The organism is Streptomyces vietnamensis (genome assembly GCF_000830005.1).
Taxonomy (GTDB): Bacteria; Actinomycetota; Actinomycetes; order Streptomycetales; family Streptomycetaceae; genus Streptomyces; species Streptomyces vietnamensis.
Genome location: NZ_CP010407.1, coordinates 846,222 through 859,441, shown reverse-complemented (window position 1 = coordinate 859,441; position 13,220 = coordinate 846,222). Strand labels below are relative to the sequence as shown.

Genomic DNA, 13,220 nt, shown 5'->3' with positions numbered 1-13,220 from the left:
CGGGCGGCCGTCAGGCGCTCGGGTGGGTGCGGCGGGAGGAGGCGCGGATGCGGAAGCGGGAGGTCGTCAGGACCGGGCCCGCGCTCGGTTCGCCCGCGATGCGGGCTTGGAGGAGGTCGAGGAGGGCCAACGTCGTTTCCACGGCGTGGAGTTCGACCGCCGAGATCGCGGGGCGGCTGTGCCGGGTGTGCTCGGAGTCGGAAGCCGCGGCGAGCATCGTCCGGTCGGGCACGGCGACGCCGCGAGCCGTGAGGCCCACCAGTACCCCGGCCGCCTGGCGGCCGGTGTGGCACAGGATCGCATCCGGGACCCCGTCGTCGACGATCGTGTGCGCGACGCTCTCGCCGCCGCGTTCGCCGGCGCGCTCGGCCGACCGGTAGACGCGCGGGGTGATCCCGGCACTCTCGCACCACGCACGGTACGTCGCCTCGCTGTCGATGTTCCACGCGTTGGGGTCGGTTCCGCGCACCAGCGCGATCGACCGGGCGCCGTTCGCGGCGAAGTGCTCGTAGATGCGCCGGAAGCTCAGCTGCTCGTCCTCGGTGGCCCAGTCGGTGAATTCCGGGCGGTCGGGATCGCGGCCCAGCGTCACGTACGGGATCTCGCGCCGTTCGAGGAGCTCGACGACCGGATCGTCCACGTGCGGCATCGTCACGATGTAGCCGTCGAGCGACAGCGCCAGCGGGGGTGTCGGGCGCTTGGTCAGGTCGGGCACGAGCATCACGCTGAGTCCGCGGTCCATCGCCTGCGCCGAGACGGCGCCGATGTAGCGGGAGAACACGTCGACGCCCCGCGGCGCGTACTCGCCCAGCGAGTCGAGTGAGCGCATGACGAGTCCGATCGCCCCGACCGACGACCGTCGCAGGCCGCGCGCGAGGGCGTCGGCCTGGTAGTCCATCTCCTCGGCGACGGCCCGGACGCGCAGCCGCGTGGCCGCGCTCAGCGTCCCGGTGCCGTTGAGCGCCATCGAGACCGCCGCGACGGAGACGCCCGCGCGCTGCGCGACGTCGCGGATGGTGACGCCCTTCGACCGAGCCACGGAGACCTCCGGGGAAAGCGGAAAACGACGCGAGGAAGACCGTTGTATTAAACGTTTTACCTACCTAGCGTGTCGCCCGTCCCGCCCTGTGGTGGGCCTCACAAGGCAAAGGTCTCACAGCAACATGAAGCTGCACATACTGCGCTCGACCAGCACCGACCCCCACGATCGCGGCCGCGAGATCGGCACGCGACACGCCGACCAGGTACGTGACGTCAGCGCCCGCTACCTGGCGCATTTCAAGATCCTGGGCGTTCTGGAGACGACCGTCCGCGACATCGCCGCCCACAGCCACGAGGCCTTGCGCGCCTGGTACCCGGGCCTGGCCGAGGAGTCCGACGGCATCGCCGAGGCCTCGGGAATCGAGCCCTGGCAGGTGGCCGCGGTCGGCGCGCGGACCGAAGTGCTCGCCGCCGCGCCCGCGCCCGGGAAGGGCGAGTGCACGACCGCCGTGTACGCACCGCCCGCCGGCGGCCCGCCCGAGACGATCCAGACGTGGGACTGGCACGACTCGCTCACGCCGGACGGTCTCCTGCTGTCGCTCGTCACCGGAACGCGACGCCGGGTGAAGCTCTTCACCGAGTTCGGCACGGCCGCGAAGATCGGGGTGAACGACGCCGGCCTCGGCCTGCACTTCAACATCCTGAGGCACCGCTCCGACCGCGCCACCGGCGGCGTGCCCGTCCACGCCGTCGCGCGTCGCGTCCTCGAGGAGGCGACGACGGTGGCGGAGGCCCGCGACATCATCGCCTCCGCGAAGGTGAGCGCGTCCACCGTGCTGACCGTCGCCACCTACCGCGACGGCCGGGCCGCGGCGGCGTCCATCGAGATGTCGCCCTCCGGTTTCGCCGTGGTGCGGCCCGACACCGACGGCTGGGTCGTCCACACCAACCACTTCCTCGACGCCGGCCTCGCCGACGGCGACGCCGGCACCCCGGAAACGGCGTCGGTCGAGCGGTACGAGCACGCCCGCGCCGTACGCGGCGGCATGACCGGACGCTCCGCGCCGGAGCGCGCGGCCGCCTTCTGCGGCGGCGACGGCGCCGCCGCGGTGGTGTGCGTCCACGCCGACGCGTCCCAGCCGGGCCACGAGCAGTGGGGCACGTTGCTCACCGCGTCTCTCGACCTTCCCGGCTTCGCCCTCGAATACCGGGCCGGCAACCCCGACACCGCGGCCCGCGAAGGGCTCGACCAGTTCTGAGGAAGAGGAACCCGATGGACAACGACGTGACCAAGCCCGCCCACCTCTACCGCAACGCCCGCGTCTTCACCTCCGACCGGCGCACCTGGGCCGAGTCCCTCGTGGTGGTGGGCGACCGGCTCGCCTACGTCGGCGACGAGGCCACCGCGGCCCGGGTGGCCGGAGCGGAAGCCCAGGTCCACGACCTCGACGGCGCGACCGTCCTGCCCGGATTCGTCGACGGCCACGCCCACGTGATCGGCACCGGCGAGGCCGCGGCCCGGGTCGACCTCTGGGCCGCCGACTCGGTGGAGGAGATCCAGCGCCGCATCGGCGAGTGGGCGCGCGAGAACCCGGACGCACCCCGCGTGCTCGCCACCGGATGGAAACACGGCGACATCCCGGGCGGCGCCCCCGACCGCGGCATGCTCGACGCCGTCGTCGCCGACCGGCCCGTCTACGCGCAGGCCTACGACTTCCACTCGATCTGGCTGAACACGGCGGCACTCGACGAGGTCGGCATCGACGACGCCACCGCCTCGCCGCCCGGCGGCACCGTCCACCGCGACGAGCGGGGCGCGGCCACCGGCCTGGTCGACGAGACCGCCATGCACCACCTCGTGTGGCCGGTGCTCGACGGCTTCACCACCGACGCCGACCGCGACGAGGCCCTCGCGGTCGCCCTCGCGGCGTACGCCGAGTCCGGGATCGTCGGCTCGACCGACATGGCGCTGGGCGAGGACGACTACGCGGCGATGCGCCGCGCCGACGCGGCGGGAGCCCTCACCACCCGCATCGGCGCGTTCTGGCGGGTCCAGCCCACCGGCGACGAGGCGAAGAACCTCGCCCAGGTGGAGCGCGTCGTCGAACTCGCCGCGCACCACTCGACCCCGTTCCTGCGCGTGACCGGCATCAAGGTCATGGTCGACGGCACCGTCGACGGGTGCACCGCGTCCCTCGGCAAGCCCTACGCGGACGGCACGAACGCCGACCCGATCTGGAGCCTCGCCGAACTCGCCCCCGTGGTGGCCGCGGCGGACGCGGCCGGCCTGCAGGTGGCCATGCACGCCATCGGCGACGAGGCGACCCGCGTCGCGATCGGCGCCGTCGAGCACGCCGTCACGGTCAACGGCCCCAAGGAGCGCCGCCACCGCATCGAGCACCTCGAAGTCGTCGACGCCGCGGACATCGACCGCCTGGCGGCCCTCGGCATCACGGCGAGCATGCAGCCCGTGCACGCCGATCCCGCCCTACAGGACAACTGGCGACGCGTGCTCGGCGACGAGCGGGTCGACCGGGGCTTCCCGTGGCCCGAGATGACCGACGCCGGAGCCACCCTCGTACTCGGCACCGACTCGCCGGCCTCGCCGCACGCCCCGCTGCCCAACATGTTCATCGCGGCGACCCGGCGCTCGGCCCTCGACCCGTCGCTGCCCGCCAACCTCGCGCACTACGCCCTGCCGCTGGCGGACGCCGTCGTGCACGCCACGCGCGACGCCGCCTGGGCCAGCCGCTCCGAGCACCTGCACGGACGGATCGCCGAAGGGCTCTACGCCGACTTCATCGTGCTCGACCGGGACATCTTCGCCCGGCCGCTCGAGGAACTGCTCGACACGCGCGTGCTGCGGACGGTCGTGGGCGGCCGCGTCGTCCATCACGCACAGCCGGAGGCGAACCGATGAGCGACGTGATCATGACGGCGCCCGTGCCGTCGGAGGAGACGGAGCCGGGGGAGACGAAGCCGAAGAAGCGGCCCGTCGGGGCGATCGTGCGGTTCGTCGCCGTGCGCGTCGCGGGGCTGGTGGCGACCCTGCTCATCGCGAGCCTGGTCGTCTTCGGAGCGCTCTACGCCGCACCGGGCAGCCCCCTCACCTATCTCACGCACGGTCGCACGATGAGCCCCGAGGCCATCGCCTCGATCAAGACCGAGTACCACCTCGACGACTCCGTCGGGCAGCAGTACCTGAGGTGGCTGGGCGGCGTGCTGCACGGCGACCTCGGCACCTCGATCATCTACAACCAGCCGGTGTCCTCGCTGGTCGGCAGCCGCACCTCGGTGACCACGCTGCTCGTCGTCATGGCCGCGGCGATCGTCCTCGTACTCGGTCTGCTCATCGGCACGCTCGCCGGCCTCAAGCCCGGCCGGCTGTCCCGGTCGGCCATGGCCGGCGCGACGGGCGTCATGGCGGTGCCCACCTTCGTCGGCGCGGTCGTGCTGATCGTCGTCTTCGCCGTCCAGCTGGAGTGGTTCCCGGTGTTCGGCGCCGGCAGCGGCGGATTCGACCGGATCCACCACCTGGTTCTCCCGTCGCTCGCCCTCGCGCTCGCGTCCGTCGCGTTCGTCGCACGCCTCGCCCAGACCGCGGTCCGTGCGGAGCTTTCCGCCGATCACGTGCAGACGGCGATCAGCCGCGGCCTGCCCCGCCGGACCGTCGTGCGCCGGCACGTGATGCGCAACGCCGCGATGCCGGTGCTCACCGTCGCCGGGCTCACGATCGCGGGCCTGATCGCCGGAAGCGTCGTCGTGGAACAGGTCTTCCAGCTCGGCGGACTCGGCCAGTTCCTCGTCGGATCGGTCCAGCAGAAGGACTTCCCCGTCGTCCAGGCGATCTGCCTGGTGTACGTCACCGCCTTCATCGTGCTGAACACCCTCATCGACATCGCCTACACACTGCTCGACCCGCGCGTGTCGATCGGGAAGAAGGACTCATGAGCGCAACAGCGGCGGTTCGCCGCATCGGAGCCCGCAAGGCCGGCCGGCGCGCACGCGGCACCCGGGGCATCGGCCTGTCCGGCTGGGTCGCGCTCGGGCTCCTCGGGCTCGTCGCCGTCTGCGCCCTGCTCGCGCCGGTCGTCTCGCCCCAGGCCCCGAACGCCGTCGACCTCTCCGGCGCGTACCAGGGTTCGAGCGGTGCGCATCTGCTGGGCACCGACGCGAGCGGACGCGATCTGCTCTCCCGGCTCGTCACCGGCTCGCGCACCGCGCTGATCGGACCGTTCCTCGTCGTGACGCTCTCGACGCTCCTCGGGACGGTCCTCGCGCTCGCGGCCGTGTGGTTCGGCGGCTGGTTCGACCAGATGGTGGTGCGCGTCGTCGACGCCGTGTTCGCCTTCCCCGGTCTGCTCCTCGCCATCCTCGCGACCGCCCTGTTCGGCTCCGGTCTGCCGGCCGCCGTCGTGGCGCTGTCCGTCGCCTACGTCCCGTACATCGCACGGATCGTGCGCAGCGCGGCGCTGCGGGAGCGGAACCTGCCCTACATCGCGGCGCTGCGGGTCCAGGGCGTGCACGGGCTGCGGATCGCGCTCGGGCACATCCTGCCCAACGTGAGCGGGCTGATCGTCGCCAACGCCACCCTCGCCTTCGGGTTCGCGCTCATGGACCTCGCCGGTCTCTCCTTCATCGGCCTCGGGGTGCAGCCGCCGACCTCGGACTGGGGCGCGATGGTCGGCACCGGCATGGCCGGGGTGCTCCAGCAGCACCCGCAGGAAGCGCTGTACGCCGGCGCGCTCGTCGTCCTCACGGTCGGAGCCGTCAACGTGCTCGGCGACCGGCTCACGGAGCGCTGGGAGGCACGCTCGTGAACGCACTTCTCGAAGTCGAGGGCCTGACGGTCCGGTTGCCGGTCGCGGGCGAGCCGCGCACCGTGCTGCGCGACGTCTCGTTCTCGCTCGACCGCGGCAGCACGCTCGGCCTGGTCGGCGAGTCCGGCTCCGGCAAGTCGATGACGGTGCGCACCCTCGCGCGCCTGCTCCCCGACGGCGCCGACGTACGGGGCGGTGTCCGCTTCGACGGCGCCGACGTGTTCGACCTGCGCGCCGAGGCCCTGCGGTCCTACCGGGCCGAGGACGTCGCGATGATCTTCCAGGACGCCCGGGCCCACACCAACCCCGTCCGCACGATCGGCGACTTCCTCACCGAGGCGATGCGCGTCAACGACAGGATGCCGAAGGCCGCCGCCCGCAAGCGCGCGCAGGAACTGCTCGCCGAGGTCGGGATCCCGGACCCGGAGCGCCGGCTGCGGCAGTATCCGCACGAGCTCTCCGGCGGTCTCCTGCAGCGCGTCATGATCGCCGCCGCGGTCGCCGCACGCCCCCGGCTCATCCTCGCGGACGAGCCGACGACCGCGCTCGACGTCACCACCCAGGCGGAGGTGATGGCGATCCTGCGGCGCATGCAGCGCGAGTACGGCATGGCGATGCTCTTCATCACGCACGACCTGGAGCTCGCCGGCGCCGTGTGCGACGAGACGATCGTCCTGTACGCGGGCCAGGTGATGGAGCGTCAGACGTCGAGGCGACTGCACGAGGACCCGCTCCACCCCTACACCGCCGCACTGGTGCAGGCGCGCCCCGAGATCGACCGGCGCGTCGAGCGGCTGCCCGCCATCGCCGGTCACCCCACCACCGCGTACGAGGCGCCGGACGGCTGCGCGTTCGCCCCGCGCTGCCGCTTCGCCGAGGAAGAGTGCACGGCGGGGGTGCCGCCCCTGCTGCAGATCGGCGAGGGACGGACCCGGTGCGTCCGGATGCCCGGGCTGCACGGCCGGATGACGCCGCCGGCGCCCGCCGTCACCGCTTCGAACGAGGAGGTCCAGCGATGACCGAACCCCTGCTCGTGGTCGAGCACCTGACCAAGACGTTCGGTCAGGGGCGTGCCCGGGCGACCGCGGTCGCCGACGTGAGCTTCTCCCTGGCCCCGGGCGGGTCCCTCGGCATCGTCGGCGAGTCAGGCTCCGGCAAGACGACCACGGCCCGGATGATCATCGGCCTCGAGCGTCCCTCCGGCGGCCGCATCACGGTCCGGGGCGAGGACCGCACCCGGCCGGCGCGTTCCGCCCGCAGCCGCCGCCGGCGGGGCCGGGACGTCCAGATCGTCTTCCAGGATCCGTACACCTCGCTCGACCGCCGCCAGCGCGTCGGCGACTGCCTCGCGGAAGTCGTCGGCGTGCACGCCCGGCTCGGCCGCGAGGAGACCAGGAAGCGGGTGAGCGAACTCGCCGGGCTCGTCGGACTCGACGACCGGCAGCTCGCGGCACTGCCGAGGGCACTGTCCGGAGGGCAGCGCCAGCGCGTCGCCATCGCCCGCGCGCTCGCCGCGGATCCGGACGTCCTCATCCTCGACGAGGCCGTGTCCGCCCTGGACGTCTCGATCCAGGCGCAGATCCTCAATCTGCTCTCGGACATCCGGCGCGAGCGTGGCGTGAGCTACCTGTTCATCAGCCACGATCTCGCCGTCATCCGCCAGGTCACCGACGACACGATCGTCATGCGTCATGGCGCCGTCGTCGAGCAAGGGCCCACCGCCGACGTGCTCGACAACCCCTCGCACCCCTACACCCGCCTGCTGCGCGACAGCGTCCCGCGCACCGGATGGGACCCCGAAACCCTCACCGCCCGACACTGACCAGGAGTCGCGCCATGAACGCACCCCGCCCGCGCAGACGGACAGTCGCACTCGCCGTCGTCGTCACCAGCGCCCTCGTACTGTCCGGCTGCTCCGGAGGAGGCGGCACCACCGGCACCGGGGGCACCGAGTCCTCCGACGCGCTGACCACCTTCACGCCGCAGGGCAAGGGCTCGGTGGACAAGATCACCTGGAACGTCTTCCAGGGCGAGCCGCAGACCGTCGACCCCTTCCACGCGGCCGACTACACGCCGAACATGATCAACTCGAACATGTGCGAGACCCTGTTCGTCCAGACGCCCGACTTCAGGATCAAGCCCAATCTGGCGACCTCGTACACGAACCCCGACCCGAAGACCTGGGTCTACGAGCTCCGCGACGGCGTCACCTTCTGGGACGGCTCGCCGATGACCGCCGACGACGTCGTGTGGAGCATGAACCACAACCTGACGGACAGGACGGGCTTCTACGGCTACCTGTACCGGAACGTCGCCTCGATCGCGAAGACGGGCGCCGCGGAGGTGACCGTCAGGCTCAAGCAGCCCGACCACCTCTTCAACGACGAACTGGCGAGCTACGCCGGTGTCGTCGTCCAGAAGAAGTTCTACGAGCAGCACGGCAAGAAGGTCGGCACGCCCGACGTCGGCGTCATGTGCACCGGCCCCTACAAGTTCGCCAAGTGGACGCGGGGTCAGTCGATCAGCGCGAGCCGCTACGACGGCTACTGGAACAAGGAGCTGCCGCTGAAGGTGAAGAACATCGACTTCACCTTCCTGACCGACGACTCCGCGATCACCTCCGGCCTGCTCTCCGGCCAGATCGACGGAACGTACCAGCCGCCGACGGCCGCGCTGGCGCAGCTGAAGGCATCCCCGGCGGGCAAGCTCCACTCGGGTCCCGCGCCGCTCGCCGTCACGCTCGTCGTCGCGAACACGAAGGGCGCGATGGGCAACGCCGACGTGCGCAAGGCGCTCCAGACGGCCATCGACTGGAAGGGCATCGGCAAGCAGGTCTACGGCGGTGAGGGCACCCCCGCCTCGCTGCAGACCGTCCCGGCCGTCTACGGCTTCGCGAAGGACGAGCTGACCACGTACGCCGACTCGGTCAGGACCGACGGCACCCCGAAGCTCGAGGAGGCGAAGAAGCTGCTCGCCGGCGTTCCGGCCGACGTGAAGGCGAAGCAGATCAGCCTCGTCGTTCCGCAGCAGGCGGAGACGCAGCAGCTCGGCGTCGGAATCAAGGACGCGGCCGACAGGATCGGCCTGAACTTCAAGCTGAACGTCGTCCCCGCGACCGGCTACTCGAACTACCTGTACGACCCGGCGACGCGCGGCGACACCGACCTGCTGTACACGCAGTTCTGGCCGAACATCCCCAACCCGCTCGACTGGCTGGGCATCACCGCGGTGTCCGGCGGCTCCTTCAACCAGTCGGGCTACAGCGGCATCGACGACCTCTACGCGAAGGCGGTCGCCGAGAAGGACGACAAGACCCGCGCCGGGCTGGTCGTGCGGATGGAGAAGAAGCTGCACGACGAGACGACCCCGATGTTCTCCGGCATCCAGCTGACGAACGACGTGTGGCTCGGCAACAGGATCACCGGCGCGCCGGCGGCGTTCGACTACGTCTACTACCCGTGGGCGGCGCACCTGGGAGGAACGGGCAAGTAGCCCCTCTCGACCGTCGTAGGAGTTTCGTCCGCCGTGGCCGTCCCGAGAGGGGACGGTCACGGCCTGCGGCGGCCCTCCGTGGCCGGTTCGGCGTGCTTCCTCCCTCCCTCGGCGCTAGCCTGAAGGAAGGACACATCCATGGCACAGAGCGAACCAGGAAAGAGCCCGTCGCGCGGGTGGAACGGGCGCGGCGTGGACCGGGCGCCCTGGTCGCCTTCTCCGCCCTCCCCGCCAGCTCGCCACAGGGCGCCGCGACTACGGACCGCACTCCACCGGGATCCTTGTTCGTCCTCACCAGCAGTGCTTTCCCGGCAAGGAGGGAAACGCATGAACCGGCACCTTCGCTACACACTCCTCACGCCCCTCGCGGTCGCCTCGGTGGCCCTGGCCCCGGCCCTGGCCCACGCCGCCTCGGCCGAACAGGTCTCCGACGCGCCGGCAGCGGCTCCGCTGGCTCCGGCCTGCAAGCTGGAGAACGGCTCGAGCGCCAGTGAGTACGACATCATCCTCACCGGGTTCACGCCGAACCAGAAGGTGAAGATTGTAGGTGCGGAGAACATCAACACCGCCGTCGACCAGCAGGGCGCGTTCACCGAACAGGACGTCAAGAAGGGTACGTACCACGTGGAGTTCGGCGGGGGAAAGAAGAACAAGAACCAGCAGTCGGTCAACTGCACCAAGCCGGCCCGCGTCACACCCGTCCACATTTCGGATGTGGACATCACGAGCGCGTCGACCACGCCCGCCGTGGACGTCGACTGTTCCGTGGCGCAGAGCGTCACGTTCAAGGCCACGCTCACCGGGACCGGAACCGGGGACACAACGGTCAGGTGGAGTTCCTCCACCAAGTCGAGCAACCCCGTGGTGAAGTTCACGGCCCCCACCACCGAGACGACATTCGTGGCGAAGTCCGCCCCGCGCGCGGCGGCCACCGCCCCCGCTCCGAAGGTGTTTGCGAGCGTGGTGGCGGGCGACGCCTCGGACACCATGACGTTCACGCTCAAGTGCAAGCCCTGACCTGTATTCGTTCGGCTCCCGCCGCCGTACCTTGTGCCCGACGCCCCGTCGGGCACAAGGTACGGCGGCGCCACCCGGCCCCGCTCAGGAGTGGACCGTCGCCGGGTCGGTCTCGCCCGCGGCGAGGCCGGGGATGCCGTCGATGCTGGTGCGGTTGTGCTTGGCCCGGTAGTCGCGCGTCTTCTGGACGTCCTGCCGCACGGCCCAGCGGTCGAGCGTGCTGCGCTCCTCGTCGAGGGACATCCGGGGGACGCCCCAGCCGCAGGAGTCGGAGATCCGCTCGCAGTCGACGACGATGACCGAGCGCACCCCGGGGTGGGGGCCGAACCGGGCGAGCAGGTCCGGGAATTCGGCGTCGTGCGGGGTGACCACGCGGCCGGTGCCGTAGAGCCGAAGGATCAGCGCGCGCCGGTCGAAGCTGCAGAACATCACGGTGATCCGGCCGTTCTCGCGCAGATGGGCGACCGTCTCGATGCCGCTGCCGTCGAGGTCGAGGTAGGCCACGGTGCGCTCGTCGAGGACGGCGAAGGTGTCGGAGTAGCCCTTGGGGGAGACGTTGACCCGGCCGCCCTCGGCCGGTGCGGTGGCCACGAAGAACATCGGCTGTTTCTCGATGAACGCACGCAGGTCGGAATCGATCTGTTCGTATACCTTGCCCATGGGATTCGTCCTCCGCGCGGCCTGCTGAAAAGGCCGGGAATGGCTGGGGAGAAGGGTGTGCCATTCCGCGGAAAGGGATGCCGCAGGTGCTGTGCGCACGACTCGGCGCCGCCCCCGTGGTCGGCCGGGTCAGCCTGCCAGTCGCTCCGGCGGCGGGGCAAGGGATCTCGGGAAGTGTTCGGATGATGAGACGTCAGTTCGCTTGATCGGGGCGAGGGATGGCTGATCAGGGATGATCGGCGACTCCAGATTGGTCTAGACAAAGCCGTGAGGGGCTTGCTAGCTTGCTCGCTGGAAGCTGATCATCCAACGGGGGCTGCTCGGCGATTTCCGTGAAACTCGACCGTCCGCCGGCAGGGAAGCGGACCCTGTGGTCGAAGGTGCCTTCGAGTCGTGCCGTACGGGCCTCATAAAGGCCGTTGCGACTCCGCACCGGAAGTCTCTCGCACTGCTCCACGATTCATTCCCGAAACTCCCCACGCCTCCCGGGTCCACCGCCCGGGAGGGGAATTCGTCGTGTCCATACGAGGTGCCGATGCCGAATTCATCCGAACAGCACGTGCGTACAGAAGGAGTACGTTTCCACGGTCTCCGCTCCGGAGCCACGCCCCTCACCTGGGGGCAGCACGCCATCTGGAAGTCCATCAAGTGGCTGGGCCCGGACGACCACTACTTCAACATCCCCCGGGCGATCCCCGTACCGGCCGGCCACACCACCGAGCAGGTGGTGGCCGTCATCAGCGCGCTGGTCCACCGGCACGAGGCACTGCGCACCACCTTCGCCGACGGTCCCCGGGGTCCGAGCCAGCGGGTCCACGGCGAGGGCGAGGTGTCGGTGGACGTGCGTCCTGCCGGAGGAGACCTGACGCATGCTCAAGCACTTGAGCAGGCCCAGGCGTTGGCCAATCGGTCGTTCGACCACGCGGCCGAATTCGGCATGCGGTACGCGGTCCTCGAACACGACGGCGGGCCGGCCTGGCTGCTCCTGGTGATCTCCCACCAGACCACCGACTTCTTCGGCATCCGCGTCCTCGAAAGGGAGTTGACCGAACTGTTCGCCGGCGGCCGGCTCGACCCGGTGGACTGGTTCCCGCTCGACCAGGCACGGTTCCAGCAGGAGGGCGAGGGCGCGGCCCGCGGCCGGGCCTCGCTCGACCACTGGCGGCGCACGCTCACCCAGGTGCCACGCTCGCACTTCGACTTCCCGCGGCGGCCCGGCGTCGAGGAGCAGGAGGACCCGGAGCGGTTCGTCCGGCTGCGCCTCGACTCCCCGGCCGCCGCGGTGGCGGCCGAGGCGCTCGCCACCCGCTGCGAGGTGAGCACCAGCACCGTGCTGCTCACCGCCGCCGCCGCGGTGATCGCCGCCCACTCCGGGCACGACACCGCCGTGCTCCAGCTGATCGCGGGCAACCGGAACGAACCCCGGCTGCGCGACATGCTGGGGGCGCAGACCGAGAACGCCCTGTTCGTCCTCGGCCTGGCCGGCGGCACCTTCGAGGAAGCCGTCCGCCGCTGCTTCCTGCCGAGCATGTCCGCCTACCGCTACGGCGAGTACCACCCGCCGTCGATGGACCAGGTGCACACCGAGGTGCAGCACGACCGCGGCGTGGCGCTCGACCTCTCCTCCTTCTTCAACGACGTGCGGATGAAGGACCGTTGGGAGGCCCTGCCGGAGACCGACGGATCACCGGAGCAGCTCCGCGAGCTGGCCCGGCGCAGCACGGTCGAGTTCATCGGGGCCTGGCCCCGGCAGGACGCCAAGTACTTCGTCCACGCCACCTACGCGCCGGACACCCTGCACCTCTACCTGATGGCGGACACCGCCTTCCTGCCCCGGCCGGTGATCGAGCGGCTGCTGCTCGCGATGGAGCACCTGCTGGTGGAGAGCGTGCACGGCGCGGTGGACGTGCGGGAGGCGGCCGAGGCGGTGGCCCGGCCCGAAGGCTGGACCTTCCTCGACGCCTGCTGGTTCGACCGGACCGCCGTCGTCGAGCTGGTGGCCCGGGCCGCCGGCGGCAAGGCGACGGTCACCGTCGCGGAGGAGGGGCAGGACGCCCCCCGTCTGCTCGCCGAGGTCGAGGTCGAGCCCGAGGCCGCCACCGCCGATCCGGCCGCCCTGCACCGTGCCGTGGTGGCCGCCCTGGCCGGCCGGACCGACGTCATCGCCCCGCACCACTACCGCATCCGTACCCCCGACGGTGACCTGCTCGCCGAGGGCACCGGTCGCTGACCACCGAGAGGAACTCGCGC

The 13,220-nt window shown here is 71.1% G+C and carries 11 protein-coding genes; 9 read left to right on the top strand and 2 right to left on the bottom strand.

Going from position 1 to position 13,220, the window contains the following annotated elements:
• Positions 1–10: 10 nt before the first annotated feature.
• On the bottom strand, positions 11–1,039 hold the full coding sequence (locus SVTN_RS03670) for a LacI family DNA-binding transcriptional regulator (protein WP_041127779.1): 1,029 nt from the start codon (positions 1,037–1,039) through the stop codon (positions 11–13).
• Between the two features lie 124 nt (positions 1,040–1,163).
• Here SVTN_RS03670 and SVTN_RS03665 point away from each other — a divergent pair, with 124 nt between their 5' ends.
• The 8 genes from SVTN_RS03665 to SVTN_RS03630 all read left to right on the top strand — a co-directional run bounded on the left by SVTN_RS03665 (position 1,164) and on the right by SVTN_RS03630 (position 10,310).
• Complete coding sequence (locus SVTN_RS03665) at positions 1,164–2,240, top strand: C45 family autoproteolytic acyltransferase/hydrolase (protein WP_041127778.1); 1,077 nt, start codon at positions 1,164–1,166, stop codon at positions 2,238–2,240.
• 14 nt (positions 2,241–2,254) lie between these two features.
• Positions 2,255–3,901 (top strand): amidohydrolase, encoded by a 1,647-nt coding sequence (locus tag SVTN_RS03660; protein WP_041127777.1) that lies wholly within the window; start codon positions 2,255–2,257, stop codon positions 3,899–3,901.
• Positions 3,898–4,932, top strand: a complete 1,035-nt coding sequence (locus SVTN_RS03655) for an ABC transporter permease (RefSeq protein ID WP_245727432.1) — start codon at positions 3,898–3,900, stop codon at positions 4,930–4,932. Before SVTN_RS03660 ends, SVTN_RS03655 begins: the two co-directional genes overlap by 4 nt.
• Positions 4,929–5,801 (top strand): ABC transporter permease, encoded by an 873-nt coding sequence (locus tag SVTN_RS03650; protein WP_041127776.1) that lies wholly within the window; start codon positions 4,929–4,931, stop codon positions 5,799–5,801. The genes SVTN_RS03655 and SVTN_RS03650 overlap by 4 nt, the downstream gene beginning before the upstream one ends.
• Positions 5,798–6,820 (top strand): ABC transporter ATP-binding protein, encoded by a 1,023-nt coding sequence (locus SVTN_RS03645; RefSeq protein ID WP_041127775.1) that lies wholly within the window; start codon positions 5,798–5,800, stop codon positions 6,818–6,820. Before SVTN_RS03650 ends, SVTN_RS03645 begins: the two co-directional genes overlap by 4 nt.
• A complete protein-coding gene (locus tag SVTN_RS03640) occupies positions 6,817–7,623 on the top strand; it encodes an ABC transporter ATP-binding protein (RefSeq protein WP_041127774.1) in 807 nt (268 codons plus the stop codon). Before SVTN_RS03645 ends, SVTN_RS03640 begins: the two co-directional genes overlap by 4 nt.
• A gap of 14 nt (positions 7,624–7,637) precedes the next feature.
• On the top strand, positions 7,638–9,293 hold the full coding sequence (locus SVTN_RS03635; RefSeq protein WP_041127773.1) for an ABC transporter substrate-binding protein: 1,656 nt from the start codon (positions 7,638–7,640) through the stop codon (positions 9,291–9,293).
• Between the two features lie 327 nt (positions 9,294–9,620).
• Positions 9,621–10,310 carry a hypothetical protein gene (locus tag SVTN_RS03630; RefSeq protein WP_041127772.1) on the top strand — a complete coding sequence of 230 codons (690 nt, stop codon included), beginning with the start codon at positions 9,621–9,623 and terminating at the stop codon, positions 10,308–10,310.
• 84 nt (positions 10,311–10,394) lie between these two features.
• Here SVTN_RS03630 and SVTN_RS03625 read toward each other — a convergent pair whose 3' ends face one another.
• On the bottom strand, positions 10,395–10,970 hold the full coding sequence (locus SVTN_RS03625) for a pyridoxamine 5'-phosphate oxidase family protein (protein ID WP_041127771.1): 576 nt from the start codon (positions 10,968–10,970) through the stop codon (positions 10,395–10,397).
• A gap of 559 nt (positions 10,971–11,529) precedes the next feature.
• Here SVTN_RS03625 and SVTN_RS03620 point away from each other — a divergent pair.
• Positions 11,530–13,200: a condensation domain-containing protein gene (locus tag SVTN_RS03620; protein WP_041127770.1), complete on the top strand. Its 1,671-nt coding sequence runs from the start codon at positions 11,530–11,532 to the stop codon at positions 13,198–13,200.
• Positions 13,201–13,220 lie beyond the last annotated feature (20 nt).